The sequence below is a fragment of the Streptomyces sp. NBC_01264 genome (genome assembly GCF_026340675.1).
GTDB lineage: Bacteria > Actinomycetota > Actinomycetes > Streptomycetales > Streptomycetaceae > Streptomyces.
Window position 1 is genome coordinate 293,922 of record NZ_JAPEOX010000004.1, and the last position, 26,058, is coordinate 319,979.

29 protein-coding genes are annotated in these 26,058 nt (G+C 74.1%); 17 read left to right on the forward strand and 12 right to left on the reverse strand.

Going from position 1 to position 26,058, the window contains the following annotated elements:
• Positions 1-136: 136 nt before the first annotated feature.
• From OG435_RS46830 to OG435_RS46865, 8 genes are all read right to left on the reverse strand, one after another.
• A complete protein-coding gene (locus OG435_RS46830; protein WP_266887717.1) occupies positions 137-412 on the reverse strand; it encodes a hypothetical protein in 276 nt (91 codons plus the stop codon).
• A 233-nt stretch (positions 413-645) separates the two neighbouring features.
• On the reverse strand, positions 646-1,008 hold the full coding sequence (locus tag OG435_RS46835) for a hypothetical protein (RefSeq protein ID WP_266887719.1): 363 nt from the start codon (positions 1,006-1,008) through the stop codon (positions 646-648).
• Between the two features lie 130 nt (positions 1,009-1,138).
• On the reverse strand, positions 1,139-1,504 hold the full coding sequence (locus tag OG435_RS46840; protein ID WP_266887721.1) for a hypothetical protein: 366 nt from the start codon (positions 1,502-1,504) through the stop codon (positions 1,139-1,141).
• A gap of 172 nt (positions 1,505-1,676) precedes the next feature.
• Positions 1,677-2,564: a hypothetical protein gene (locus OG435_RS46845; protein ID WP_266887723.1), complete on the reverse strand. Its 888-nt coding sequence runs from the start codon at positions 2,562-2,564 to the stop codon at positions 1,677-1,679.
• A 44-nt stretch (positions 2,565-2,608) separates the two neighbouring features.
• Positions 2,609-2,986: a DUF6409 family protein gene (locus OG435_RS46850; protein ID WP_266887725.1), complete on the reverse strand. Its 378-nt coding sequence runs from the start codon at positions 2,984-2,986 to the stop codon at positions 2,609-2,611.
• A 155-nt stretch (positions 2,987-3,141) separates the two neighbouring features.
• Positions 3,142-4,029: a hypothetical protein gene (locus OG435_RS46855; protein WP_266887727.1), complete on the reverse strand. Its 888-nt coding sequence runs from the start codon at positions 4,027-4,029 to the stop codon at positions 3,142-3,144.
• Between the two features lie 132 nt (positions 4,030-4,161).
• Complete coding sequence (locus tag OG435_RS46860) at positions 4,162-4,557, reverse strand: hypothetical protein (protein ID WP_266887728.1); 396 nt, start codon at positions 4,555-4,557, stop codon at positions 4,162-4,164.
• A gap of 236 nt (positions 4,558-4,793) precedes the next feature.
• Positions 4,794-5,807, reverse strand: coding sequence for an LPD29 domain-containing protein (locus OG435_RS46865; RefSeq protein WP_266887729.1), 1,014 nt, complete (start codon positions 5,805-5,807; stop codon positions 4,794-4,796).
• 218 nt (positions 5,808-6,025) lie between these two features.
• Between OG435_RS46865 and OG435_RS46870 the strand changes: the two genes are divergently transcribed.
• From OG435_RS46870 to OG435_RS46890, 5 genes are all read left to right on the forward strand, one after another.
• On the forward strand, positions 6,026-6,547 hold the full coding sequence (locus OG435_RS46870) for a hypothetical protein (RefSeq protein ID WP_266887732.1): 522 nt from the start codon (positions 6,026-6,028) through the stop codon (positions 6,545-6,547).
• 21 nt (positions 6,548-6,568) lie between these two features.
• Entirely contained in the window at positions 6,569-7,084 is a 516-nt protein-coding gene (locus tag OG435_RS46875) for a hypothetical protein (protein WP_266887734.1), read from the forward strand.
• 355 nt (positions 7,085-7,439) lie between these two features.
• Positions 7,440-7,778, forward strand: a complete 339-nt coding sequence (locus tag OG435_RS46880; RefSeq protein ID WP_266887736.1) for a hypothetical protein — start codon at positions 7,440-7,442, stop codon at positions 7,776-7,778.
• Between the two features lie 184 nt (positions 7,779-7,962).
• Complete coding sequence (locus OG435_RS46885) at positions 7,963-8,661, forward strand: hypothetical protein (RefSeq protein WP_266887738.1); 699 nt, start codon at positions 7,963-7,965, stop codon at positions 8,659-8,661.
• A gap of 142 nt (positions 8,662-8,803) precedes the next feature.
• Positions 8,804-9,646, forward strand: coding sequence for a hypothetical protein (locus OG435_RS46890; protein ID WP_266887740.1), 843 nt, complete (start codon positions 8,804-8,806; stop codon positions 9,644-9,646).
• A 117-nt stretch (positions 9,647-9,763) separates the two neighbouring features.
• On the opposite strand, the gene OG435_RS46895 is transcribed toward OG435_RS46890, so the two are convergent.
• The 3 genes from OG435_RS46895 to OG435_RS46905 form a co-directional block, all read right to left on the reverse strand.
• Positions 9,764-10,120 carry a hypothetical protein gene (locus tag OG435_RS46895; protein WP_266887743.1) on the reverse strand — a complete coding sequence of 119 codons (357 nt, stop codon included), beginning with the start codon at positions 10,118-10,120 and terminating at the stop codon, positions 9,764-9,766.
• Positions 10,121-10,162: 42 nt separating this feature from the next.
• Entirely contained in the window at positions 10,163-10,327 is a 165-nt protein-coding gene (locus tag OG435_RS46900; protein WP_266887745.1) for a hypothetical protein, read from the reverse strand.
• Positions 10,328-10,403: 76 nt separating this feature from the next.
• Positions 10,404-10,652, reverse strand: coding sequence for a hypothetical protein (locus OG435_RS46905; protein ID WP_266887747.1), 249 nt, complete (start codon positions 10,650-10,652; stop codon positions 10,404-10,406).
• Between the two features lie 276 nt (positions 10,653-10,928).
• Here OG435_RS46905 and OG435_RS46910 point away from each other — a divergent pair, with 276 nt between their 5' ends.
• The 9 genes from OG435_RS46910 (at position 10,929) to OG435_RS46950 (ending at position 19,373) form a co-directional block, all read left to right on the forward strand.
• The gene (locus tag OG435_RS46910) at positions 10,929-11,492 is read left to right on the forward strand and encodes a hypothetical protein (RefSeq protein ID WP_266887749.1); all 564 of its coding nucleotides are present in this window, start codon (positions 10,929-10,931) and stop codon (positions 11,490-11,492) included.
• Positions 11,493-11,610: 118 nt separating this feature from the next.
• The gene (locus OG435_RS46915; RefSeq protein ID WP_266887751.1) at positions 11,611-11,907 is read left to right on the forward strand and encodes a hypothetical protein; all 297 of its coding nucleotides are present in this window, start codon (positions 11,611-11,613) and stop codon (positions 11,905-11,907) included.
• Between the two features lie 78 nt (positions 11,908-11,985).
• A complete protein-coding gene (locus OG435_RS46920) occupies positions 11,986-12,162 on the forward strand; it encodes a hypothetical protein (RefSeq protein ID WP_266887754.1) in 177 nt (58 codons plus the stop codon).
• Positions 12,163-12,380: 218 nt separating this feature from the next.
• A complete protein-coding gene (locus tag OG435_RS46925) occupies positions 12,381-12,641 on the forward strand; it encodes a hypothetical protein (protein ID WP_266887756.1) in 261 nt (86 codons plus the stop codon).
• A 44-nt stretch (positions 12,642-12,685) separates the two neighbouring features.
• A complete protein-coding gene (locus tag OG435_RS46930) occupies positions 12,686-13,060 on the forward strand; it encodes a hypothetical protein (RefSeq protein ID WP_266887758.1) in 375 nt (124 codons plus the stop codon).
• Between the two features lie 112 nt (positions 13,061-13,172).
• Positions 13,173-13,433 (forward strand): hypothetical protein, encoded by a 261-nt coding sequence (locus OG435_RS46935; protein ID WP_266887760.1) that lies wholly within the window; start codon positions 13,173-13,175, stop codon positions 13,431-13,433.
• A gap of 557 nt (positions 13,434-13,990) precedes the next feature.
• Positions 13,991-17,791 carry a hypothetical protein gene (locus tag OG435_RS46940; protein ID WP_266887182.1) on the forward strand — a complete coding sequence of 1,267 codons (3,801 nt, stop codon included), beginning with the start codon at positions 13,991-13,993 and terminating at the stop codon, positions 17,789-17,791.
• Positions 17,792-18,178: 387 nt separating this feature from the next.
• On the forward strand, positions 18,179-18,643 hold the full coding sequence (locus OG435_RS46945; RefSeq protein ID WP_266887180.1) for a hypothetical protein: 465 nt from the start codon (positions 18,179-18,181) through the stop codon (positions 18,641-18,643).
• A gap of 217 nt (positions 18,644-18,860) precedes the next feature.
• Complete coding sequence (locus OG435_RS46950; protein ID WP_266887178.1) at positions 18,861-19,373, forward strand: hypothetical protein; 513 nt, start codon at positions 18,861-18,863, stop codon at positions 19,371-19,373.
• A 109-nt stretch (positions 19,374-19,482) separates the two neighbouring features.
• Here the strand turns inward: OG435_RS46950 and OG435_RS46955 are convergent, their stop codons facing one another.
• Complete coding sequence (locus tag OG435_RS46955; RefSeq protein WP_266887176.1) at positions 19,483-20,085, reverse strand: hypothetical protein; 603 nt, start codon at positions 20,083-20,085, stop codon at positions 19,483-19,485.
• Between the two features lie 928 nt (positions 20,086-21,013).
• Here OG435_RS46955 and OG435_RS46960 point away from each other — a divergent pair.
• The 3 genes from OG435_RS46960 to OG435_RS46970 all read left to right on the forward strand — a co-directional run bounded on the left by OG435_RS46960 (position 21,014) and on the right by OG435_RS46970 (position 24,648).
• Positions 21,014-21,724 carry a SpoIIE family protein phosphatase gene (locus OG435_RS46960; RefSeq protein ID WP_266887174.1) on the forward strand — a complete coding sequence of 237 codons (711 nt, stop codon included), beginning with the start codon at positions 21,014-21,016 and terminating at the stop codon, positions 21,722-21,724.
• An 831-nt stretch (positions 21,725-22,555) separates the two neighbouring features.
• A complete protein-coding gene (yidD, locus tag OG435_RS46965; protein ID WP_266887171.1) occupies positions 22,556-22,993 on the forward strand; it encodes a membrane protein insertion efficiency factor YidD in 438 nt (145 codons plus the stop codon).
• A 902-nt stretch (positions 22,994-23,895) separates the two neighbouring features.
• Entirely contained in the window at positions 23,896-24,648 is a 753-nt protein-coding gene (locus OG435_RS46970) for a hypothetical protein (RefSeq protein WP_266887169.1), read from the forward strand.
• Positions 24,649-26,058 lie beyond the last annotated feature (1,410 nt).

Below are 26,058 nucleotides of genomic sequence, written 5' to 3' on the forward strand. Positions count from 1 at the left end.
GACGGCGCGCGTGTTCTCCTCGGCGAAGGACCTCGCGGGAAGGGGTGCTGTGGCTGAGCGCGACGCGGTGGCCTGTCCTGCGCCGGGTTCGGCCGGTGGGAGGGGCGGCCGGTGAGGCCGCCCCCGCCCGGCTGGGTTAGATGACGCGCATTCCGAACAGGCGCGGCGTGGTGTCGACCTCGCCGCACAGGTCCTGGGCGCAGTCGCCGCAGAGGTGGTGGGGGCACCCGCAGTCGTCGAGGTTGTAGACGTGCCATCCGGCGTCGTGCGCGTCCTCCGTGCCCTCGTCCGCATCGTCGAGGAAGGGGGAGAGCTTGCCGCAGTCGCCGCACTCGATCCGGTCGTACTCGATGACCTCCAGGGGCTCCACGACCGTGGCGGTGAGGGGGGTCTCGGTCAGCGTGGCGGTCATGGCGCTCCTTGCGGGGTGGGGCTGGTTCGTGGTGTCCGGTGAGGCGCTTGCTCCGCCCTTCCGTAATCACTAATTTACCCGCATCGGGGAGTGGTGTCAAGTTTTACGCGTCATTCTGGCGGGGGTCATCATCCGGGGCCGGGCGGCCCGCCGCGAGGCGGGTCTAGCCGGGCGCGGGTTCCAGCGCCCCGGGCGGCCCGGCGCTCCGAGGTGAGCGCCGGGGGTGAACGTGGTCAGTGGGAGTAGGCGTCGGTGTGCAGATCGATGCGGCCCGAGCGGGCCTCGTACCGCGCCCGCAGTGCCGCCGCCGCCCTCTCGGGCGGGATGGCGACGATCCCGTGACGCCGGTACATCAGGTCGGTGACGTCCTCGACGCTCACCACCCCGAAGGCGGACAGGCGCTCACGGGGCGGGAGCTGCGGCCAGACGGTGTCATAGAGGGTGCGCCGCGCCACAGAGACGGCCGCATCCGCTGCGTCGAGGAGCTGCTGGTCGAACTGGGCCGCGAGGGCCGCCTGGGCGGATGTCGCGCGGCGGCGGCTCAGCAGGAGGGCGAGGGCGCTGCGCAGGAGGTGGGGTCGGGAGGCGGTGGCCATGGGCGGGCTCCTGGGGTGAGTCGGGACGGACGGGGAATCACCCCGCATTCACTAAATTACCCGAACGGGGGAGGGGGGTCAAGTTTTACGCCTCACAGAATGCGGAGTGATCTGCAACGGCGGACCTGTTTCAGCCCCTCGCGGTGAGGCCGGCCGAGGCAGCCGCCGCCCACACCCTCTGCCAGCGGGCAGCGTCATCGCGCCGGAGGGAGTCCAGGTCGTCGGCGGTGATCCGCGTCCAGGTCGCCGTGTGGTGCGCCCCGACGCTGGGTGCAGTGGTGGAGATGCCGGTGATCACGCCCGTTGCCGAGTCCTGGGTGACGGTGCCGTAAGTGGGCGCCTCCCCGGTGTCCGTGTACGTCATGGCCGCGAGGCGCTCGCGCACGGCACGGCCGAGGAAGGCCCGCGTCCGCCCCTGGCGCCCATTGGGGAAGGTGATCTGCTCGGCGTAGAGCTCGCCATCGTCGATGACGGGGGCCTGCTCGGGTACGGACATGCTCAATCTCCTGGATCTGGCGGGAAGGCGCGACGGCCGGGGACGACATCGCGTCGCTCGTCGTCGCGGACGGATCGGTGTGTCAGTACGGAGGTCGGGGCGAACGGACGCCGGCCCTTCACGCGTCGCGCGGGAGCGGTGCGCCGCCGAGGTGCTGGCTGAGCCCAAGGGGTCAGGATGCGAGCGCCTGCTGGGCCGTGGCGTGGATGACCGCGAGCATGCCCTCGTCCTCCCCGTTTCCATTCGTGGCGAGCACGGTCAGCGACGTCGCTGCGCGGCCGTCCCACGGGCCCTTGTGGCCTGAGCGGTGAGTGAGCCGGCCTTTCCAGAGCAGCGGTACTTCATCCCCGTCGGCGTGACCTGCGATCCAGACATGACCGCGTGGAGCGAGCGACTGAATCTGACAGACGTACACGGTGCCCTGCGCCTGGTCGGACCACGAGAACCAGGTGCCCGGAGCGAAGCCGGTCGGCTCGTACCGGGCGGGACCCGGAGCCTTCCACTTTTCGCCCGGCGCGGGCATGGCGGGCGGGTTGTACGGCGTCGCGCTGGGGGCCGGCACGGACTCGAAGGCGTAGCGCCACTGGGCGAGCTGGGCCGAGTCGGCCAGCACTTCGCGCACCGCCCGGCGGTGGGCCGTACGGACATCGCGAAGAAGGCGGCCGCGGGTCGTGATGCGGCGCGCGGGCACGCCGTTGAACGTGAACCGCTGGTGGGACTCGACGTGGGAACGGGGTGCGCCGTGCAGGGCGACGAGGCGCTGGGCGCCGACCCGGCTCGACGTCACCTCGTGCCGGATGTCGAGCACCTCGTGCGGAGCTTCGATCGCCACCGTGGAGGTGAGGCGGTTCTCGCGGATCGTCCACTTCAGGTAGCGGTCCTCGGCGGAATCCGTGCCGTCGCCCGACCGGAACACGGCGTGACGCTTCACGCCGTCGGGGCACAGCAGCCAGCCGTGACCGTCGGGGTGCTCGGTGCAGCCGAACCGTTCGAGGAGAAGCGCCGTCGGCGAGGGGCTCGCGGCGTACTCCTGCGCCTGGAGCAGGGTGGGAAGGGGCATGGCCGGTACTCCTCGCTGTGTGTAGGGCCCGGGGGTCGGCGGGATCAGATACCGCTGAGGCGCGCGTGGCGCTTGCGCAGGCGCAGGCTGCTCGCGGTGATGCGAACCGGGTGGCTGGGGCCGAAGTCCCGCAGACCGCGATCGATGTGGCGCAGAGTGCGCTCCGAAAGGTCGTCAAGAGCGCCGTGGACGCGGGTGATCTCCTTGCGGAACACGAGGGTGACCGTGCCGCCCTGCCCGGCCTTGGCGTCACCGGCCGGGTAGAACCACACGCCGTAGCTGCTCTTCGGGTCGGTCGGATCGATGTGGCTGAGGATGACCGCCTTGCCGACCCTGGTGCTCAGGCCCTTGGCGATGCGCACTCGTATCACGGTGCCGATGGGCAGCAGTTTCGTGGCGGACGCGCTGGCGGGGGAAGTCATCCGGAGCTCCTTGAAGGGGTGGCGCGAGGCCGGTGGTGGCGCTGCCGGGAGGGCCGCTGCCTGCACTCACTAAATTACCCACCCACCCCGGAAGGTGTCAAGTTTTACGCGTCACGATGCCGTGGCCTGCTCCCCTTGCCCCCGGGGCCGGAGGGTCAGCCGACGGTGACGAGGCGCACGGCGTAGGCGAGCAGCACGCTCGTGGCGGCCGTCCCGTCGGCCACGTCAAGGGTGAAGCGGGTGGTCGAGCCGGGGTACTGACGCGAGGCGCTGCGCCGGATCACCAGGTGCCGTCCCTCGCGTGTGAAGGAGATCCCGGGAGCCGCGGGAAGGGACTCGGGCAGTTCTCCGGCGAGGCCGCGGGACGCGTTCGGCGCATCGCTGCCGGGGAGGCCGGCGAGGTCCGCCGCCAGGTGCTGAAGGTGGTACTCCTCGTGGGCGCATCCGCCGTGACAGGTCAGCAGGGCCAGGCGGGTCCCCCCGCTGCAGCCGTACAGCGCGTGCCGGGTCGTCGCGCCGAGCTGTTTCGTGCGTACGACGGCGGCTCCGGCGTCCGGGTTGTCGCGCACCAGCCAGAACGCCTCGCCCTCGGCATCCCGGAACGTCCAGCTGATGCGGGCGCCGTAGTCGTTGCGTACGGACTGCCAGTCGGCCTTGACGCCCGTGTTCTCTCCCTGCCAGGTCATCAGGTGGACATCACTGCGTCCGCCTGCCGGATCGGCGAGGAGCGCGCCGGGAGTGAGAGCCCAGGGCCGCACGCGGCCCAGCAGCAGGGGAGTTCCGGCCGGCCAGCCTTCCAGAGGGCGCTGCTCGCCGGAAAGGGTGGACACGGGGCAGGCGCCGCAGGCGCCGGCCTTGCCGCACCGGTCGTATCCGCCCCACCCCTGGCGGCCGGTGCGGGACTCGAACAGCCCCGTGTATCCGATCGGCAGCAACCCGCACTGGTGGCGCGTGTCGAAGTGGGCGTTCAGGCTGAGCCTGTTCCAGCCCTGCCCGTCGGGGCCGTGAGGGCCGTAGGTGGGCTGTTCGAGGAAGAGGGGCACGGGAGCTCTCCGGTGAGAAGGCGGTGGCGGGTGAGAAGAATGGGCGCCGGCCCGGGGCCGGCGCATCGCGTGCCGCCCGGAAGCCGGGCGATCGGCGGATCAGGGGAGCCGGCCGAGCGGCACGCTGGAGGCTCAGGCCCCTTCGGCCTTTCCGATGTAGCGGTCGGCGGCGCGGTCGAGCGGCTCCAGGGCGCGCAGCACGGACGAGATGCCCCGCCCGTCGGTCCAGTTCCACTTGATGTAGCCCGGCCCCGGGGTGGGCACTTCCGTCAGCGGGTCGATGACCAGCGGGCGGGGGTCCACCACGTTGGTACCCGGGACGACGTAGTGGCGGTACACCACGGCCCATCGGGCCTGGGGCGCGTTGCAGACCACGACGTAGTAGTCGTTGGGCAGGCGCAGCAGCGCCACGGTCCAGCCGGCAGGCGAGTTGGCGTCGTAGGTGACCCGGATTCCGAGGTGGCCGACGCCCGGGATCCTGGGAAGCGGCGCGCGCAGGGTGAGGTCGTCGCTCGTGCGTCGGGGCATGGGAACTCCTTGCGGTTCGGGGCCTGGCGGGTCGGGTGCGCTCATCGGCCAGAGGTCGGATGCGCTTCTTCTGATGGTGCGAGGGGCCGGCGGGGGTGGTGCACCCGCTTCGCCGGTCTTCACTAAATTACTCGACGCGGGCAGCTAGGTCAAGTTTTACGCGTTGGACGCCGGAGGGGCCGGCGGCTCGCAGGTCGGGCGCGGGCGCGAGGCTGCGCCCCGCGCCCCGGAGTCGGTCAGGAGACCGCGATGCGCCCTCCCTCGATCGCGTCCATGACCTTGTTCAGCCGCTCCCAGCCGGTGATGCCCGAGAAGGTCTCCCCCTGGAAGGTGAAGGTGCGCGGGTTGTTGAAGTGCGCGTCCCACCCCGCGGAGGTTTCCTGGCTGATGAGGGCCTTGGCCTGCTCCAGGACCCCATCCGGGCGGGAGCGGGTGTAGTCGAACAGGTCCGTCAGCGGGCGGACTTCCACCGGTTCGCCGCCCGCGCCGACGATCAGCAGGGGCTCGCGCTGGTTCATGCCGTCGGTCATCCCGTCGAAGTCCGCACCCTGCCACGGGTCGCAGAGCGCCTCCACCTCAGCCCTCGAAGGACCGCCCGTCCAGGCGATGCTCAGGTAGTCGGCGTCGCTTCCGCGCCCGCAGCGGACGGAGAAAGTCTGACCCGGGAAGGTGCGACGAAGCTCCGTGCGCAGGTACTTGGCGACCTTGCGGGAGTCCCACTGCTCCTGGCGGTACGTCGGCTCGGGGACCGGCGTCAGGCGGAGTGCGAAGCCCACCCGGGCGGCCTCGACGATAATGACGCCGCTGCCGTGGACCGCGACGTCGCCACCCGTCGACTGCTCGGTGAGGCTGCGTACCTCGGCTGCCGTGACCTCGGTCTTCTGGACGTTCTTGGTGCTCCAGGTTCCCCGGCCCGGGTGGGTCCCCTCGACCGTGTACCGGGCGGCCATCGTGTGAGCCGGGGTCAGCGCTTCCCACTCCTCGGCGGGCGAGAAGCGGAAGGCGCGTCCCGTCTCGCTGACGGTCAGGACGCCGTCTTCGAGAACGGCGATGCCCTCGATGTCGGTGAGCATCAGCCCCGCCAGCAGCTCGGACGTCGAACCCGCCAGGGTGCCGTCGGGCAGGGTGATCTGCTCGAGGATCTCCCACGTGTCCGACTCGTGACTGCCCTTGCTCTCCAGGGTGTACCGCGCGGCGCGGCCCGGGATGGAGACGTGGCCGTCGGTGTCGAGCGTGATGAGGGCGTGCACAGGAGTCCTCCGGTGGATCGGTTCGCAGTGGCGCGAGAGGCGCTTGCCCCGCCTCTCATTCACTAAATTACTCGACCCGGGGCGCGCTGTCAAGTTTTACGCGTCAGGTATTGTGGCGCGTAAAACTTGACGCAACGGCGAAGGCTGGGTAAATTAGTGACGCGGCTGACGGTGCAAGCGTCCCGCCCACCTCTGCGAACCCACCCCTGGAGCAACCCGTGGCCCCCGACCCCGTCCGTCCCAGCGTCATCGCGACCACCGCCGAACTCATGCGCCAGCACGGCTGGGAGATCTCCCAGCAGGAGGGGGCGGGCGAACTGCGCCTGGAAGGTGCTCGCCGGGGCGGCGCGGCCGTAATGGTCACGGCCAAGCACTCCGACACCAAGGGGTGGCGGGTCCGGTACTACGTGATCGGCGCCCAGAGCGACGGCTGGACCCAGTGGGCGCGCGTACACGGCAGGGCGCTGGAGCCGTTCATCGCGACGGAGACCCTCGACAGCGCTGACGTGCGGCGCTGGCTCGGCACCAGCTCCAATTGCCGCTGCCGCAAGGTGCACGAGGCCACGCAGTGGCGGGCCTTGCGGCGTCTGGCCGGAACCCGGCTCAACCGCCTCGCCACACGTGGTGCGGAGGAGGAGAAGCGCGTCTACCGCTGCCCGAACGACGCCCGCCGCTGGCACATGACGTCCCGTACGGACGCCCGCCCGGCCGAATGGACCGGCAGCCCCCTTTCCCTCTGAACCCCTCTGAGAGGACACCCCATGCGCGTAACCGTCTGGCACAACATGGACCGCGACAACTTCTCCGGCTATCAGCCGGCGCACCCCATGCTCCGGGTCTACTCGTACACCGTGCACGGAACCGACCCCGAGTCCGAGCTCTGGCGTGCCGTCGAGCTGTTCAACGCGGACCTCGACTGGCTCACCGGTGACGATCGCCGGGTCGCCTCGGCGTACCGCTTCCGCGGACTGCGCTCCTTCTCCCGCGGCGACGGCTTCAGCGTGCTGCCGTCCGGCGCCCAGGCCGAGGAGTTCCGGATCAGCAACGGATACGAGCTGCTCGCACACGACGGCCCGTTCCCGGAACTCGCGCTGCAGGGCGGACGGGTTTCCCGCCCCCTCGGCAGCCTCCTCACCTACCTGCTCCCCGCCCGCGACGACCTCGTCCGCACCGGACTCTTCGAGTTCGGCGTCAACGGTCCTGCCACCGCGCGGCAGGCCGTAGCCGTCCACCACGGAGTGCCCGCTGAGGACGTCGCGGTCACCAACTGCTGGTAGCACCGCGGCCCGGCCGTCTCCACGGTCGTGGCGTGGTGTCCCCCCGCCATGCACGCGCAACCAGGTGTCACGCCGGGTGTCACGCTCACTGTCACGCCGGGTGTCACGCTCTGCCGAGAATGCCGCCTGAGCTGGGGAAACGCCCGCAAATCAGCCGCGCTGGCTCCGAGCGTGACAGCGTGACAGAGCACCGCATCCACTCCTCGGCCAAGGCGCGCGATGAGGAGCCGCCCTGCGTCTCAATCACCCGGCATCACCGACGGAGTGCCGGCGGCGGCTCCAGCCCGGCCTGGAACCCGCAGGTCCCCACCGTCAGGAATCCGAACCACCCGCTGTTCCCGATGAGGAGTTCCCAGTGCACGAGGTACCCACCCGAGCGGAAGCCGCAGAGGCCCGCGCCGAGGCCGCGCTGAGCGTGGCGGCCGCGCTTCCCAGTCGCGTGCGGGAAGCGCTGACGCTCCATACGTCACGGTCGGCGGATGTGGTGCAGGTGCTGTTCCGCTACGACCCCCGTAGGCGCGGATTCGGTCCGCGCGCAGGATGTGCGACCGCGGACACCATCTTCACGCGGGACCTGCCCGAGCTCGACGCCGACCTCGACGTGCTGAGCGTGCACTACCGGCCCCTCCTCGGAGAGTTCATCCGGGTCGACCTCGACGCGGGCACCGCAGTCTTCTACGCCGGCGGGCAGTAGGCCATGTCCCTCCGGCGGGCGACACCTCGGTCAAGGCGGTTGGCCACCGTGTACTGCCCTCGAATTCGCGACGCGTAAAACTTGACTCGCGAGGGGCGGGGGGAGTAATTTAGTGAATGCCCGGGGGTGGTGGATGCAAGCACCACCCCCGGGTGCCGCGACCGCCCACAGAAGGAACACCCCGATGCCTAAGACCGCAGCCACCCCCAGCGCCGACGCGAAGGCCACCAAGGCACGCGTACGCCGGGGAGACCTCGTGATCGTCGAGAAGCGCACGCCGTACACCGTGGGCAACCCGGGCGCGAACCTGCGCACCGAGGACGTCACGCAGTACAGCGTCATGATGATCACGAACCTCACCCGCGCCGGCGAGATCAAGATGGTCCGCGACGTCGCGTGGAGCGACAACGGCGCACCCCAGAAGCTCGACGGCATGCTCTACGCCACGGGAAACCGCTGGACCATCCCCCAGAGCGGGATCAACGTCGACGGCGCAATCGGAGCGGCCCGCGCGCACACCTACCCCAACAGCACCACCCCCCGCGCCTTCCCATCTCTGGACGCCGTGAAAGCGGCGCTGCGCCCGCACCGCACCCTGGCCGACGGGACGGAGAACATCACCCGCGAGGACGTCGCCGAGGGGGTACGCCAGGCCCTGGCGTGGCTCCCGGTGAAGGGCCTGTGGCACAACGCCGAGGAACAGCCCGCGTCCGCGGTCCTGGCCGCGGAGTTCCAGCGCGCCAGGCGCGTCATGCGCAAGCTGCTCAAGGAAGGCGGCCGCTACCAGGTGGAGACCCAGTCCGTGGAGTACTACGGGAAGGTCAAGAAGCTCCTGGCGGCCGCGCGGCAGTTCGAGGCGGAAGACGCGGCGCAGACGACCTGACCGCGTCCGGCAGGCCCGTGCACCAGGCCTGCCACCGCCCGCCAGATGGCGCGAAATCCAGACATGCATCTCGGGGGCAGACCCCGGCGCCCGGCGCGGGCACGCGACGCCAGGGCCTGCCCGCCCCACCCAGGAGGACACCTTGAGCAACCAGGCCGACGACAACGGCACCGACGTCGAGATCTACCCGCGGTACGGAGGACCGACCGTCTACGCGGTCTCCCGCACCGCCGCACCCGCCCGCCTGCTCGACCTGCTGGACGCCCACGGCTTCACCCGGCACGGCGAGGCCATCTACACCTGGCACCAGCTCCCCGAGGACTTGAGCGCGACCGAGGTCTCCCGGACTTGCCAGAACGCCCACCAGGCGCTGGTCGCCGCCGGGTTCAACGCGCAGCTCGACGACCGGCTCCTGCCGCGGCACGCCACACCCCGCCGCGCCGTCCAGGCGTCGCAGGAGGCGACGCCCACAGAGCACTTCGACCACTCGCGCCCGGTGCCCTCGCTCGAGGTCCACGGCCGGCTCGGCTCCCGCGAGGCCCGGTTCACCCTCCACCCGACCATCTCGCACCACGCCCCGGACGGGCGGCCGACTCCCGGGATCCTGGTGGACGTCTCCACCCGCTTCCGGATCCCCCTGGTGTTCACCGTGACGTTCTGGCGCAGCGAGGACGGCTCTTGGGAAGCTCTCCCGGTGCGCTGCAGGCAGGACGGGTGCCTTGCGTCAGTCCGGGCGGTCATGCCCCACGTCGCCGCAGCCGCGGCGAAGATCATCGAGGGCCGCAACGACGAGCTGCGCCCGCTCCTGCGCGTCGCCCAGGAGCGCGAGGCGGCACACGCGCTGGCCGCCGTGCACCGCGCCCGCCAGGAGGTGGCGGAGGCAAGCTGCCGTGCTCGCCATGAGGAGGCCCTGTTCGAGCAGGTCGGCATTTCCGAGGCCCGCGCCACGACGGTGATGGCCGCGCTTCAGAGCCACCGTCGCTGAACGGGTCGCCTGCGGGTCGGGAGGCCGGCGCCCCACCGGTGACGGGCAACCGCCCCTGTGCGACCGGTCGCACCCTGCGGTCGTCGGCGCCGGGACCGTCCTGGCGCCGCCCCGAAATCAGATCGCGTCGAGACCTTCGTGGGCCCTAATGAGGTTGGCGAGGGTGATGGTGTCGTGGCGGTACGGGGATTCGTGCTTGGTCCAAACACCGCGGCTTCGCAGGAAGTCGGTTGCTCGCGTGGTCCGCTGGTGCTCCTCCCACTCCTGCGGGGTGTAGAAGCGGGCGCGAGATCCACTGCCAGTCCGGTCCTCCAGGCTGAAGCGTTCGGTGGGGAGCCGGCGGTGATCCGCGGACTCCAGGTACACGTAGTCCCGTCCGACCCGGGCTACGCGCGCCAGGAGGGTCTCGGGCCTGCCGGCCCGGGAATCGTGTACGACCAGTTCGGCGTCGACGGAGAGCTTGATCTTGGACACGGGGCTGATCTCCTCGGCAGAGCGGGAAGGGCGTACGGGAACTCAGGGGCGGACGGAGTCGAGATACGCGGTGCGCAGGTTCTGGAGGGCGCGGTGTGCGCCGGAGGGGTCCTCCCAGGTGAGGGTTCCCCAGACCTTTTCCAGGAGGGCTGCGAGGTCGTCCCGGCCGAGTTCGACGGTGACGGTGGGGGAGTCGGGGTTGCTCAAGGTCAGTTCCGTTCTGGAGGGCTGGGACGGTGGGGTGCTGTGTCCGCAGCACCCCACCGTCGTCACTGCGAAGGGCTCAGAGCCAGCTCGGCGCCGGGCTGGCGAACGCCTCGATGCCGGGGGTGCAGCCGTATGCGTGCGGCGCGAGGTCGGTCAGCGCGTTCAGCTCGCCGTAGGCGTCGCACACCACGCACATCCCACCCTGCCGGTCGCCGTCGATGTAGAGGTCGACCACCTGCACACGGTGCGGGCGGGTGTCGGAGGTCTTCACCGTGGAGACGATCAGGCGGTCGGTACCGAAGAGGGGGGTGGAAGTCGCCTGCATGATCTGTTCTCGCTTTCGGCGTAGGGGAGTTCGGGGTTGCTCCCCCGACTGATCACTAATTTACCCGCATCGGGTTGGCGTGTCAAGTTATACGCGCCATGAGATTCGGGTCCTCGCGCAACCCCCGAGTCGCCCGTGGATCCGGAGGTGGTCCGTGCGGCCGCCCAACCCGGGCGGTGGACGAGCCGCACCCTGTGGCGCGTGAAACTTGACGCGCTGCCCCATATTGGGTAAATTAGTGAACACGACAGCCGGCGACAACAGAAGGAGCCCGTGATGGCCCAGCGCAGCGACAACACCCGCACCGCCCCGAAGGTGCTACCGCTGCGCTTTGTGGACGGGGATCGTGCGCGGTCACAGCACGGCCTCACTTGGCACCGGGGCTTGAGGACGGCAGGTGTCTGGGAGAGGTTCCCCCTCGCCCCGGAAGCCGGCGCTCTGACCGATGGCCAGCTGCGTACGGCCCTGTCGGGCCAGGATGGCTGGCTGTTCATCCCGGACCTGCCGACGATGAACGCACCACTGCCCGGGGTGGCCTGCGCCACGGCGGAGCAGATCCAGCGCCTGGAGCTGCGACCGGCAACCGGGGCGGCAATGTACGCCTTCGGCCTCGGCCAGGTGCAGGCGTTCCTTGGGAACGAGCAGGGCACCCGCCGTGAGGTCCCTCTCCCTGCCGGTCTCCGCCTGGCGGACATGCGGGCAACCCTGGCAGGCGTCCGCACTCGGCGCCCCAGCGCCGGAGTCACCTACCACCGGGCCGGTGGTCGCGCCTACGTCCGGTACGCGGTCGGCAGCACGCTGCACACCCACATCTACCTCCTCACCTGCGCGCCGGAGTAATCGGGCGGATTCGCAGGTTGACGCGTATAGCTTGACACGTCTCCCCTGAGCGGGTAATTTAGTGAGTGCGGCGACGGATGATGGCGCCGGTCAACCTCATCGAAAGGCTAGGTCGCAGGTGGTCATCAACGACCAGGACGCGTTCATCAAGGACCTGATGATGGGGGACCTCTTCCGCTTCCCTGGCGACACCGCGGGCGCCGTCTATGGCCCTGTGCGCCGCGCTGAGAGTGACTACATGCTGCACGGGACCCGCGTTGACTTCGGCGGCGGCGACCACATGGACCGGCACGCCTTCACCAAGGTCGAGATCACCCGCCGGGCCCCCAAGTGCCCGTGCGGTCGATTCTTCGAGCTGTGCGAAAGCGAGTGCGAGTGGCCCGACTCGCTTGAGGAGTTGTACGCGAACTACTGAGCCCGGGCCAGCCGTCGGCTGACCCGCCCTGGCCCCGGCATGCCCGGCCCGGGCGCCCGTTCGAGAGAGGAGGATGCAGTGGCTGAAGAAGACGAGTACGTGACATTGACCGTTGTGGTCAGGAGGGATGGGACGGAGGGGGATCCCTGCGATGTGCTGCTCGGCGATCACGCGGATGTGCTGTTCGTCGGACACCGGGACGGGGTCTCGCTCCACGCGATGGCGCTCGGTGCCGATCCGGGCAGCTGGGTCTGAGGTGCGCCCTGCCGTTGGTCCGCGCTGCATCCTGGCCGTCGGCTGTTCCGCTCGCTCGGCCTGAGCGTCGGTCCGCGGTAGCCGCTTCGACTTCCGGCCGGCTGCCGCTCATTGAGCTATCGCGCGAGGTGCTGGAGCGTGGCGTATAACTTGACGCCAACTCCTCGTGTGGGTAATTTAGTGAAAGCGAGAGTCGAGCATCGAGATGAGGAGATCAGATGGACGTCATGGCGCGCGAGCAGGCGGATGCCGAGGTCGCGGTGATGGCTGCGCGCCTCAGCGATGAGGCGCTCTGCCTGGGGTGGGCAGCCACCGAAGGCAGGGCAGCGACTAAGGAACTCGCTCTCGTCCGCGGCTGGATCATGACCGAGTTCCACAGGCGCCTCGGCGATGACCTGTTCGACGAGTGGCTGATGGCCGTCGACGAGAGCGGAGGCACCCCCGACCCGGGAGCCTTCCTCGCACGTAAGGGCGAGTAGCCCTGCCGATGGCTTTTTGCCCCAACGACCCACGGAGGCCCCGCATGCCGACACCGACCGGCAGTGAAGTTCTGCTCATCGACGGCGAACCACGGCCGGACAGGTCATGGTGGGTCTCCAGCTTCCACCCGGGCGACCGCGTCCGTCTGGACACTCTGGGCTCCGCCCTGTTCACCGTCACCCACAGCGCCGAAGACGAGGACGAGCCGCGGCTGTGGCGCCTGGAGCTCACCTCCGCAGAAGAGCCCTCGCTGACGATGCGGCTGCCCCCGCGTACGTGCGCGGTCGGCGAGGAGATGGTCCGCAGGCTGACCGCGAAGTGCTTCTTCTCCGGTTGCGAGAACACCGGTGAGGTCACCGCGGAAGTCGGCTCACTGGGCAACTCCCGGATCAAGACGTACGTCTGCGCCGACCACTGAACGGCCGCGCCAGGGCCGTCCTCGCCTCTAACGGAGGCGGCCCTGGCGCAGTTGATGTCCGCCTCGCCCCCGGCCGCGCTCGCTGCGGCCCCGTGAACACTCTGGAGTTCTCTTGACCGTGCAGGACCCGACCAAGCACCTGCTCGGCTACGGACGACGTGATGAGGCCACCGGCATGCTGCGTGGCCACATCCGGTACCCGGACGGCCACCCGCCCGTCCCGTACGGATGCCGCTGGTGCGGCCGCGGTGGCGCCGAACACGGCGGATGGTGGATGCCCGGGAAGGGCTTCCACCGATGGGAGAGGCCCACCCAGGCCCAGATCAAAACACGCATGCTCGCTCGTCGGCGGGCGGCCGGGACCCTGCCCTAGAAGGGCTCCGCCGCCGCGCCGTCCGCCCGTCCCGTCCCGTCCGGCCGTGTCGCCGGGTCTTTCACGGTCCGGCTGGTCGTGGTCGGGGGTCCGGTTGTTGTCTCGCCGGGTTGTCCGGCGGCCGGCTGCCCGTCCCGCCGTACGGGCCGCGTTGTTCGCCGCCGCGTCCGCCGCGCCCGTCGCCCGGCCGCGCTCCCCGGCGCCCGTCCGCCGTCCGGTCCCGGCGCCCGGCCGCCCGCCCCGTCCGTCGTCCCCGCCCCGGCCCCGTCCCGCCCCCGCTGCCGCCCTCCGCCCGCCGGCCGCTCCCCGGCGCCCGGCGCCCGACCGCCCGGCCGCCGCGCCCGCCCGGCTGCCGCGCGCCGCCCGCGTGGGTGTTTCGCTGGTGGTCCGGGGCGTCTGGTGGACGTCGTTGGCCGGTGGGCGTTGTTGGCCGGTGTGTGCCCGCCGGCTCCGCGCCCTCGGCTGCCCTCGGCTGCCGGCGCTCGTCCGCCGTCGCCCGGTGGTCGGGCTGTCGGGTTTCGCCCCGGGCGCGGGCCCGCGGGCTCTACGGTGCACCGGTGAGCAACCAGACGCCGCCGGCTGGCGAGGACGTACTGCCCGAGGTCGACGAGGTTCTTGCCCGGGCTCTGCTGGACCAGGGGGCCCAAGGGGTGCGGGCGTTGGGGCTGGTGCGGGACGCGCACCGGATCCTGTCCGGGGCCGGCGGCCTGGAGCGGCCCGGGGAGATCGTCGAGGCGTGTGTGCGCAGCGCGGCCGATGCCCTGTTGAAGCTGCCCGGGGCCCCGAAGGACGCGGCCGGCCTGCAGTCCGCGGCGAAGGGCCTGCTGCACGAGGTGGACGCCCTTCCCGCTCCGGCGGCCCAGTCCGCCGGGGCGGCGGAAGCGGATGGAGCGCAGTGGGAGCGGATGCGGGGCGCGGCTGAGGTGCTGCGCAACGAGATCGCCATCCCGGGCGGCCACCGGCGCCGTCAGGCGCGGGGGATCGCCGAGCGGCTGATGGGCCTGCGGCTCGGTGCCGCGCAGGACAAGGCCCTGGGCGCGTGGGGAGACCTGTACTCGAAGGCGTCGGGGACCCTGCACGGCGCCGGCGCCGAGGAAGACCGGCCGGCCCGCCTGTACACCGCTCTCCTGGCGGCGGCCCGGGAGCTGCTGGTGCCGCTGCCCGGCCGTGCCGCCCGCGTCCTGGAGCTGGCCGCGCTCACCGGCCCGGGCGGGAAGGAAGCGGCGGAGCTGGCCGGCTGGGCGGATCCGCGCGCCGAGGCGTACTTCTTCCGCTCCGGCCCGGCCGCAACCTGGCTCGAGGTCCTGGACGACCACGCGCCGCACCTGCTGCTGGCCGACAAGGAGACCGGGATCTGGCCGGCTGCCCCGTTCCTCGAGCACCTCGCCGCCCACGCCCCGCACGCCGCCCGGACATGGCTGGCCGGCCGCGCCGTTGAGCTCGCCGCCGCCGGCCCGGGCGTGCTGGACGCGCTGCTGCGCCTGGCCCTGGACGGCGCTCTCACCCCCGCGGACGTGCGTCTGCTGCTGCCCGAGGTCACCGCGCCGCCCCGGCCCGGGGCCCCGGCCGGGCAGGCGGGATGGTCGCGCCGGCTGGCGGCCCGCTGGGCGCGCACCTTGCCGGTCGCGGAACGCAACGGGGACTGGCTGGTCGTGGCCGAGGGGCTGCTGAAGGACGCGGTGGACGCCGAACACGCCGGCCGTGGGGCTCTGCTGGCCGTGGCCGCGCCCCCGCCCGCCGCCGGCGAGGCGGTCGCGGACGGCGCGGGCCCGGACGGCGCGGGCCCGGACGGCGCCAGCGGGCGCCCCGGGGGCGAGCGGGAAGCGGCCGCGGCGGGCGCGTACCCGGATGACACCGCCGGGCGCGCCCGCGAGGAGGCGCTGATTGATCTGCAACTGGAGGAGGAGATCGCCCGGTTGACAGCGGAGCGGCTGCCCGGCCACGACGTCGCGGTCCTGCTGCGGGAGATGGTCACCACGGTCCACCGCGGCGCCGCCGGCGGTGAGCCGTTCGGCTGGGACCGCGCGGCCCGCAACGCAACGGCGGGCCTGCTGCGCCGTGACCTCGACGCGACACCCGGCGCCGCCCGGCACGTGGTCTTCGACGTCGACCTGGACGAGGTCCGCCTCGGCGATCCGGTCTTCGCCTTCATGGGGCCGCAGCTGGCCCGGGCGGTGCTGGACCTGGCCGCCGCGGACGCCGCGGCCGGTGTCCGGCTCGGCGAGCGGCTGCGGGGATGGCCGCGGATCGCCGCCGAGGACCCGCGGTTGCACGACCGACTGCTCGCCGCCCACCTGGCCGCGCACCCGCCCACCCCCGGCACCGGTGGCGCGGCCGAGGCCGCGGACGTGGGGGAGTGGTGGGACCGGGCGGTCGAGGTCACCGTCCGGCTGCTGGCTGGCCGCCCGCCGGCGGAAGGCGCCCGGCTGGCCGCCCTGGTGCTGCGCGACTGCCCGGCCGAGCGGGCCGCCGCCCTTCAGCAGCGGGCGCGCGCGGCGCTCGGCCCGGCCCCTACCGCCCAGGAAGCCGACCGGCTCCTGCCCGCCGGCGCCGACGAGGTCGACGGCTGTGTCGAGCCGCTCGCCTCCTGGCTGCGGGTGTGGGACTGGTCGCCGGTCCTGCCCGCCCCGCTGCTCACCGCCTTCGCTGCGCTCCTGGCCGCGCTGCGCAGGCTCCAGCCGGCCGGGCCGTCCGACCCGCGCGCCACCGCCCGTCCGGAGCCGGTCAGGCAGTCCGTCGCCCTGCAGACGGAAGACCTGCTGCAGCTGGCCGCCACGGCCGGCCCGCTCGCGGTGGCCGCCGCCCTGGCCGCGGCCCAGGACGCGGGCGCCGACGGCTACGCCATCGAGCTCCACCGCCTGGTCCAGGCGGCGCCGGACGCCTGGACCGCGGATGTCCCCCAGCTGCTTGCCGCCCTGGCCCGTCCGGACCTCGGCGCGTTCTACCTCGCTGCGGCCGCCACCGCCGCGGGCACCCCCGGCGCCTTCCCGGCCGGCCCGGCAGCGGCCGCGCTCGCCGCCCTCACGCTGCGCCGCGCCCTGCCCGCCGCGGCTGGCCACCAGCCCTCCACCGCGGTGCTGTTCGCCGATCAGGCGCTGTTCGACCTGCTCGGCGTGGTGTGGCGCACGGGCGCCGATCTCGGCGCGGAACTCCCGGCCGTCCTGGACCACCTGCGCGACCTCGCCGAGCCCCTCACCCGCGCCGCCGCGCCGGCGACCGCCGCCGGCCCCCCGCACGACACCCCCTGCGCGCCCGAGCCCGACTCCGCGCAGGCCGGCCCCGCCGATGCCGTCCTGCGCGGCGAAGAAGCGGGCCCCGAAGAGGGGCCGGGCGGGGAACTGCTGGGCTCGCACCCGGCGGTCCGCGCGCTGGGCTCCCTCATCGAGTACGCCGCCCACCAGGCGCACGCCGGGGGCGAGATGCCCGCCGACGTCCTCGACCTGGTCGCTGCCGTGCTCGCCGCCCGCGTCGGCGACGAGGCGGTCGCCACCGCGATCGGCGTGCACCTGCCGGCCCTGCACCGGCGCGCGCCCGCCTTCACCGCCGCCCACCCCGAGCTCTACGCCCTCGACCCCGGCCGGCACTCGCCGGCCACCGCGTGGCTGCGCTGGGGCGGCCACGACCCGCTGCTCCTCGGAGCCCTGGACCGCGGCCGGCTCCTGGCCGCCGTGCGCGAGGACCTGCCCGGCGCGCTCGCGCAGGTGGCGCGCGCGCTGACGGGCGGCCACCTGGGCCTGCTCGGCGACCCCGCGGCTGCCTGGGCCGAGTTGGCGGCCGGCCCCGGGGGCGCCGCGGCGGCCTCCCGCTTGCTTGCGGCCCTCGCCCTGCACGCGCCGCACCGCCCGTACACCGGTGGCGGCGTGCCGGCCCCGGCGCCCCGAGCCGCCGTTGCCCCCGCAGCCGTGGACGCCGTCCTCGTGTGGTGGACGGCCGCGCTGGACGCCGGCCTGCCGCCCGGCGCGCTCGCCGGCGCCGGCAACTTCGCCGACCTCGCCGTCCCGGATGAGGTGTGGCTGCCCCTGGCCCGGGCCAGCGCCGCCCACACCCCGGCCCAGAGCGAAGCCGGCGACGTCGCCGAACGCGCCGCCGGCCACCCGCGCAGCCCCGACGCCCTGCTTCTGGCCGCCCGGCTGCTCACCCGCCCCGCTCCTGACCCCTGGTACGACGCCCAGGTCCGCCGGCACGCCCGGGCCCTGCTGCGGGCCGCCGACGTCGGGCCCGCCGCCGAGCGGCCCGCGCAGGCCGAGCAGCTGCGCCTGGCCTTGGTCGAAGCCGGGGAGGTCGACGTCGCCCAGCCGGCGCCGGAAGGGCTCCCCGGCCGGGGCCCGGGCACCGGCTCGGGAGTGATCGGGGGCTGACCGACGCCGCCCGGCCGCGTGGTCCCCTCCGGTGCCCGGCTGCCCCGCCGCCAGGGTCCGGCCCGGTGGCCCCGGCTGCTGCGTACGGTGCCTCGGTCGCCGGGCTGCGCTGTGCGGTCCGGGTTGCTGCTCGGCCCGGGGGAGTCGGGTGGTGTCAGCCGGCGGGGGTGCCGCTGCACCGGCCGGGCCGGGGCCGTCTCCGTGGCCGCGGTGTTCCGGTCGCGTTCCTCGCGCTTGAGGTGCTGCCCCTTCGGCCGGCTCCGGCGTCGGGCCCGTTCCCAGAGCGGGGCCGAACCACCGAAAGCGGCGCGTAAAACTTGACCTGATGCGGGCGTGTGGGTAATTTAGTGAGTGCTGGCGGAGGGGCCGCCGACTGAGGAGAATCACGTGATCGAGTACGCCGCTGCCGAGCTCGCGCCGACAGGGACTTCCGAGGCCGCCGTCACTCGGGCGGAGGTTCTGGCCGGTGAGCACTGCCCCCGCTGCGACCGGAACGCGTTGTACGGCCTCGAGTGCGCGTACTGCGGCCACATCATCATCACGGCCCTGCTGATGATGGCCAAGCCGTGCCATCCTCCGGCGTGGTCGAAGGGGTGCTGCCCCGTCTGCTTCACCACCGATCCGGAGGTGTGGGAGGTGAACGGCCGGCTGCTGTGCACGGTGTGCGCGCAGGGCCGTAGCCGGTGGGGGGACCGGGTGAAGGCGGCACAGGGGTGGCGTGAGCGTGCGCGCCGTGTCGTTGCGTGGGCCGACAACCCGGGCGAGCCGTCGTACGCCACCGCATACGCGGACGGTCCCGGCGGGGAGCTGGACGCCTTGGCCGACGAGTCTGGGGCGGCGCAGGCCTCCTGACAGAACGGCCGCGCCCCGGGTGCTGTCGGGGGCGACCACTATGCTCGGCGCAGCGCACCTCGCCTGTGCGTGCCGTTCCGGGCCCACCCCCGGATACCGGTGAACCGTGCTGCCGCGCGGGTGCGAGCGACGACCGGTGCCCTCTTCCGAACCGCGCACCCTGGCCATGCTCGTGGTGGGACGAACCGCAACGCCAGAACGCGACGAAGGAGAAGTTATGGCCCCGTCCTCCCACAACACCACCAACCAGGAGCGGATTGCCCGCGGGTTGAACCGCTTGACCGGCTGTGGCTACCAGAAGGCCCTGCAGCGCGTGAAAGCCGCAGCCGACACGGGGCAGCTGCCCGCCAAGCTCGACCAGGCCGGCCGTGAGGAAGCCGTGCGGATGCTCGCCGAGGACCAGACCCGGCCCGCCCCGGCCGCGATCGCCGTGGCGAGCGGGCCGCCCGCCGACGCTGGCGCACTGGCTCAGCAGGACCACCAGGAGTTGCCGGTCGACCAGGGAGAGCTGCCCAAGTCGTTCACCGAGCTGATGGTCGAGGCGCACAGGGCGATGGAGGTGCGCCGGACCTTGCGGGACAAGGAGCGGTACGTCGACGCCATGCGCGCGCAGCGGGATCAGGGGCTGGACCCGTACGGTCGCCCCAGTCTGCCGCGGGAACTGGTGCAGCAGGTGGAACTGCTGCTGGAGCAGACCCGCCGGCTGCCGCGGAGCGACGACCCGCAGTGAACCGCCGCCCCGGCTCCGCCCCGGGCCGTCCCGGCGCCCGCCCGGCCGCCGCCGAACATCGCCGAACAGGAGGCGCGGCTGTCCGTGAGGGCCGGGGCGGTCGCGGGTGTCAGCCGGTGGGGGTGCTGGTCTCCCCGGCCGGGACAGCCGTCTCCGTGGCTGCGGCGTTCTGGTCGCGTTCCTCGCGCTTGAGGCGCAACCACTTCAGCCGGCTCACTCCGTCGGGCCGTTCCCGTTCCCACTGGGCTTCCTCGGCGGCGGTGGCGGCGCGGCGCGTGGCTTCCGCGGTCGCGATACGGGCGTGCTCGAGGGCCCGTGCGACGGTGGCCAGGACGGCGCTGGCGAATCGGGGGTCACCGGTGTCCGCGGCGGCCGCGCTGGAGGCGGCGGGGAAGACCAGCTCGGGGCGGGTGTTCGCGAGGTCCCACTCGACATGGCCCGGGGTGGTGGCGCCCTGCACGTCGAGGACGACGAGGGTGGCCACCGCGCGGACCTGGCGCTGCAGCGAAGTGTCCTCGACGTCCTCGCGGTTGAGGTGTTCCGGGGGGCCGACGTGGACGTCGACCTCGTAGCCGTGCCAGCTGTAGCGGGTGGTGAGCCGGTGGTCCAGCTCGACCTCGGTCAGGGGCGCTCCGGGGCGGAGCGGGGAGGTACGGCGCAGCCCGGGGTACGCGGCGGTGACGGTGGCGGCGGTCTGCTCGGCAGGGTTCACGACGAGGGCCTCTCGATGGCGGGGCAGGGGGCGATGCACCCGGGACGGGACCGGGTGTCGTCCCTGCGCCGAGCAGGGAGGCAGTCGTACGGCGGGAGGCCGTAACCCCGCGACGGCGGGGAGGAGATGAGCGGCTGCGGGCCGAGGGCCGGCAGGAGCTCGCCGTCCCAACCTAGCGGCTGGTGGGGCCGGCCGGGGCGGGATTCGCCGACACGGGGACTGCCCGTACGCCTCGCCGCCCGCGGCCGCCGCTCCGCCCCCGTGCCGTCCCGCCCGGCCGCGCCGCGCGGTGCCCGCCGCCTTGGCCGCCGCGCCCAGCTCGTCCTGCCGCCGGCCCGGCACCGCCGTCGAAGTTCTGCTCCGCTGGTCGTCGGCAGACGGGGCCGGCCCTGCCCCAGTGCCGCGCCCCGCCCCCGCCGCCCGCTGCTCCGGCGTCCGCCCGGCGCCGGGACGCCGTCCGAGCTCGGCGCCCGGTCCCGCGCCGGGCCCCTGCCGCTGCGGGCCAGCTGCCGCCCGTCCGCGCCGTCCGCCCCCAACCGATCGCCGGCCCGCGGCCGCTCCGGCTCGTCGCTGCTCCACGCCGGCAACACCTCCTGCCCGCGGTCAAGGCCCCGGTCCCGCGCCGCCCGCCTCCGGCCCGGCGCCGCCGTACTCCGGCGTCCGGCCCGATACCGGTCCGCCGGCGCGCCCCGGCCGCCCGCCGCCGCCGACCGCGCGCCCTGTCCGGCGTGCTCCCTGCCCGCCTGCTCGCGGGGCCGCCGCCGCTACGCGGTCGTCTCGCCGTGTTGTCGCCGTTCGGGTCTGGTCCCGCTGCGTACGGCCGTTCTGTGTCGTTTGGCGTCATCGAGTGGTATCGAGCGCGTTCTTCTTCTCGGTCGGGCCTGTAGGGGCGGGGCCGATCGGCTCCCGGACGAAGGAGGACATGGTGATGGAAGCGATCAAGAACCCGGTGGTCGTGGTGGGGCTGGCGCAGCGGGCGGGGACGGAGCCGCCGTGCGCGGACGGCGTGGACGTGCAGCGGTGCGGGGGCAGGGTGTCCGCGGCGGTGGTCGACGGCGCCGGCCACCACCCGGACACCGTGCGGTACTCCGCGATCGCCCCGGCGGTGATCACGCACATCGGCACGGCGCTGGGCGGGCTGGCCGGGCTGATGACGGCCGGGCAGATGGCCGCGGCCTACGACCAGCCGCCACACGCGTCGGCCGTGTACGCCTGCGTGGAGCCGGGGCAGCCGGCGTCCGTGCACTGGATCGGGGACTGCCGGGCGTACGGCTGGCGGGAGGGCGCCGGGCTCACCCTGTGGTCCGACGACCAGACCATGGGCCAGTGGCTGCGCCGGAACGGAGGGGCGGCCGTGCAGCTCGAGGCGGCGAGGCACGACAACTGGTCCCGCCTGGGGCTCGCGCAGGCCAGCGCGGCGACGTGCCGGCAGGTGCAGATCCCCGAGGAGGCCGCCGCCCTGGTGCTGCTGGTGTCCGACGGGGTGTCCGACCAGGTCGACCGGGAGACGTTCGTACGGCTGTGCCGCGCGTACGCGACCGAGCCGCAGGCCCTCGCCGACGCCCTGGTGGCCGCGGCGGAGCCCGACGCAGACGGCTACCGGGACGACGCCACCGTGGTGGTCCTGCTCTGCGGCTGACCGAGGCCCGCCCGCCCCGCGCCCCGGACTTCACCGCCCGACGCGCGGGGCGGGGGGCCGGTCCTCGTTCTGGTCCCGGGCCGGCCTCGCGGTCCGGCGCGATGCCGCGCCCCGACCGGGCGCGAGGCGGGGCGAGGACACCGTGCTGCGCCTGCCCCTGGCCGCGGGGGAGCTCCCGCCGGTGCCCGGTCCCGCGCCGGCCGCCCGCGGGAGCTCCCGGCGTCCGCCGCTGGCCGCGGCCGCAGTTCATCGACGTGGTGCCTGCCGATCTGCCCGCCCGGGCCCTGGGTGACCGCTTGCCTGGTGCCGGGCCGCCGCTGCTCCCTGTCCGCTTGCCGGGCCCCGGCCACGGGCACCCGGTTCGACGGCCGTCTGCCGGGGATCCGGCTGGTTCGGTGGGGTGTTGCGGCGTCCGCAACATTCCACGTCGCCGGGTAGTCCGGCAGCTGCGGCCGTACGCCGCCCGCGTCCGCCTGGCCGCCGTGGAGCAGGTCCGTCGCCTGCCGGCTGCCCCGCTGGTTCGTCGAGGTGGTGGCGGCCGCCCGTACGCCGGCCGTGCTGCTGCGCCCGCCCGCCCGCCCGCGCCGCCGTCCCGTCCCGCGCCCGGGCCGGGCCGGGGCCGCCCGGCGGTCGTCCTGGTGGCCGGACTCCGGCCGCTCGGTGGGGTGTTGCGGCACCGGCAACACCTCCGGGACCGTCCGTGCCGCACGTCCGGCTGCCCGTAAACGGTTCCGGCCCGCCGCCCGGCTGTCGCCTTCGCGGTGACGCGCTCGCCGGCCCGGTGGACCGCCATCCGTACGATCATGACCGAACCGAGGTGAGGGGGACCGGGTGGCACGGCAGCGCGGGAACACGAGGCACGGCGCAAACGGCGCGGGCAGGGCGAACCGCAAGGAGAACTGCGCCGAGGCGTGCGCGGATAGCTGCTACTGGAACCGGACGTGCTGCCCCGAGATGTGGCTGGCCTCTCTCGCCCTGCTCGCCGTGCGGCCCGGCCCCGCCAGCCCGGCAAGCACCGATCCAGCGGCGCCCCGTCCGGCCGGCCGGGCCGCGGGCGTGCTGTACGGGGCGGTGCGGCGCTACCGGACGACAGTCAGCCCCGTCCGGCCCGCCTGCTGCCCGTACACGCCGAGCTGCTCGACGTACGCGGTCAAGGCTCTGCACCGACACGGCGCGCTGCGCGGCGGCCGGCTGGCCCTGGCACGCCTGCTGCGGTGTCGGCCGGGGGCAGCTCGGCGGCGCGGGTTCCATGACCCGGTGCCGGACTGACGGCGCACCGACCCACATCGACCTGCTGACCGCCGCCCGTGTGGCGGCCGTGCTGCTGCGCCCGTCCCGCCCCCGGGGCCAGGCCGCCCGGCGATCGTCCCGGGGGCCGGACTCCGGCCGCTCGGTGGGGTGTTGCGGCACCGGCAACACCTCCGGGACCGCCCGGGCCTCGCCGCTCCGCCGGCCCCTGGCCCGTTGTCGAACCGGTCCGGCCGCCCCGAGCCGCCGTCCGCTGCGGTCGCCTCGCTGCGCCGGAGCGGGGGTGGTCGGGTTGGCCGCCCGGCACCCGCCGCCGTCGAGTCCGCCCGCCACCGTCGCTGCTCCTCGGGCCGGGAGTCCGCCGGCGCCGCTCCTGCCGCCGGCTGGCCGTGGCCGCGGTCGTCGAGCCGGGGCCGGGCGGCCGATACCTGGTCGCTGCCGTTCGGCCGCGTGTCGGCTGTCCGTTGCTGCTGCCCGGGCTGCCGGCCATCGCGCTGGATGGTCGTGCCCGGTGGACGGTGTGGTCTGGCGTGCGGGCCGGTCCGGCACCCGGGACCGGCCCGGTGGCGTGATATGGGTGCGTGCCGGTGAAGCATGACCGGTTGCCGCCCGGTGGTGCGTGTTGCCTGGTCATGCAGGACGGGCGCGCTGTGACAGCGCGCTGTTCGTACGCGCTGACGTGCACGCTGTCAGGGCGTGCAAGCGGGGCGTGTTGTAGGTGCGCGCTGGTCATTCTCGATCGTGGAGTGGTCGGCTCTGGTCGCGTTGTGGGCGGTTGTGGTCCGGGTGTGGTGTTCGTGACCTGGGGCGGGGCCGGGGCCGGTACGTTGCCGCGCATGACGGTGACGAGGAAAGCGCGGTTGATCCCGACGGGGGACTGTTTCTGTGGGTGCGGGGGTGAGGCGGGGATTGGGCGGTGGTTCGTGCGGGGGCACGACATCACGGCGGCCGCGGCGCTGCGGGCGGTGTCGGGGCTGAGCCTGCCGGAGCGGCTGGTGCAGGCGGGGTTCGGGCCGCAGGTGTCGGTGGTGGGGGCGGCGGTCGGTGAGGCGGGGTGGGTGCGGTGTGCGGGCTGCGCGTACGCGGGGCCGCCGGCGGGGCTGGCCGCGCATGTCCGGGGGAGCGGGTGCGCCGGGGCGCCCGCGGCCGCGGAAGGAGCTCAGGAGGCCGCCGAGGAGGCCGGCGGGGGAGCGGCGCCGGCCGCAGGCGCCGGGCGGGGGGACACCGAGGGCGTGGAGCCGGCCGCCGCGGTGGCGGAGCGCTCCGGGAAACCGGCCGGGCCGCCGGTGCGGGCGGCGGCGGGGGCGGCGGAAGGGCTGCTGCTCCCCGCCACGGACGATCCGCTGTGGGGGGACCTCGCGCCGACGCTGCGCCAGAAGTTGACGATGGCGGCGCACCGGTTGGTGACGCCGCCCCGGGGGCCGCTGCAGGAGAAGGCGCAGCGCCGGCTGGTGTTCGCGCTGAGGGCGGCCGGCCGGGGCCGGATGAGCGGGCAGCACTGGCAGGCGCTGCTGAGCGCGCCGAGGGAGGTTCTGGGCAGCGCGCGCAGTACCCGGGCGGCCGCGGTGTACGAGGTGCTGGAGGAGGTCGTGGCCGGCCACCTGGCGCCCGCCGACGACGATGCGGCGCCCACCGGGCCGGCTGTACCCGAGGGCCCCGGGACCGCCCCCGGCTGAGCCGCCGGCGGACCCTGCCCGCCGCGGCGCCGTACTCCCGCCGTGCCCTGCTGCACCCGGGTGCCGGGTTCCTGGGCGATGTCGCTGCTCCCCGTCGACGGCCGCCTCGGAAAGCCGGAGAGCGTCGCCGCCGCTGGCCCCGCCGCCCGCCACCGCTTTGCCGGCCGGAGCTGCTCTCCCGGCCCGGCCGGCCAGTTCGCCGGCGGTCCCCGCTCCAGGGGCTGCCGGACGACGTACGCCCCGGCCGGCGCTCGGAGTGCGACGCCGGCCCGCGGCTCCCGCCGCTGCCGGCCGGGGGTGCCCAGCTCCTCGTCGGCGCCGTACGCCGCGGCCAGCCTGCCGCGTCCTGGCGGACGGATTCCCAGGGCGCGCCGCCGGCACCCGGGGGGTACTCGGTGGCCGCGCACTGCTGCGCCCGGCTTCCGGTCGAGGCCGGCCGCTCCCGGGGCACGGTGGGGCCCCGGTTTGAGTCCTCGGTGCCGCCGCCGGGCCGGGGCGCCGAGTTGCTCGTCGACGTCGACGTCGTGCGCTCTGCGCTGCGGCGCGCCTGCCGGCCCGGGGTGCGCCGTGTTCCGCCGGCCGTGCCCGTCGCTGCGCCCCGCCGGCTCACGTGCTGACGCCCCGCGCCCGCCCGCCGGCCCATGTCCGGCGGCGTCCGCCTGGTGGTGGGGCACCGAGCGCTGGCCTGGCCCTCGCCCGCGGCCGGGCACCGGGCTCCGGGCCGCGGCGTCCAGGACGGTCGTGCCGCCGGCCCTCGGGCCGGCCGTGATCCGGCGCAGGCCCTTCGCCCGCCCGTCGAGCTCCTGTGCCGCGGGGGGCCCCTTGCGGGGCGCTGCGCCCGTCTCGCCCCGGGCGGCTCCCGTTGGGTTTCCTGGGCGCCGTGCGGGCTCTCTGCGGCGCCCGCGTCCGACGCGGAGCGGCGCCAGCCTGTTCGTCGCCGGCAGGGCGCCGTACGGCCGCTGCGCCCGCCCGGCGGCTGTCTCGCTGTTCCGCCGGCGCCGCGGAGTTGGGCCCGGCCGCCGAGCTCCGGTGCCGAGGTTCGTCCGCCGGCTGCCGAGCTCCCGAGCGGGGGCCGTGCTGGGCCGGGGCCGGCCGGGCTCCGGCTGTTCCCGGTGGGGGAGCCGTCTGGCGGAGATCCATGGTGTCCCCGCACGGCCGGGGGGTACCGGGCCCGCGTCCGGTGCGGTGCCGGCGGCTCCTGGCCGGCCGGCGCGGGGCCCGCGGCCGGGGATTCGGGTTTCTCCTTCTGTCCCGCCGGTGCCGGCCGCCGTTCGTCGCGCCGTCTGCCGGCCCGCGCCGCGCGGGCATCCGCTGATCGCTGTGGTGGCTGGTGGCCGCACGGGCGCCCGCACGGCTCCTCTCGGCGCGCCCCGCCCGCCGCCCGCACTGTGCCGGCCGCCCGGCGCCGGG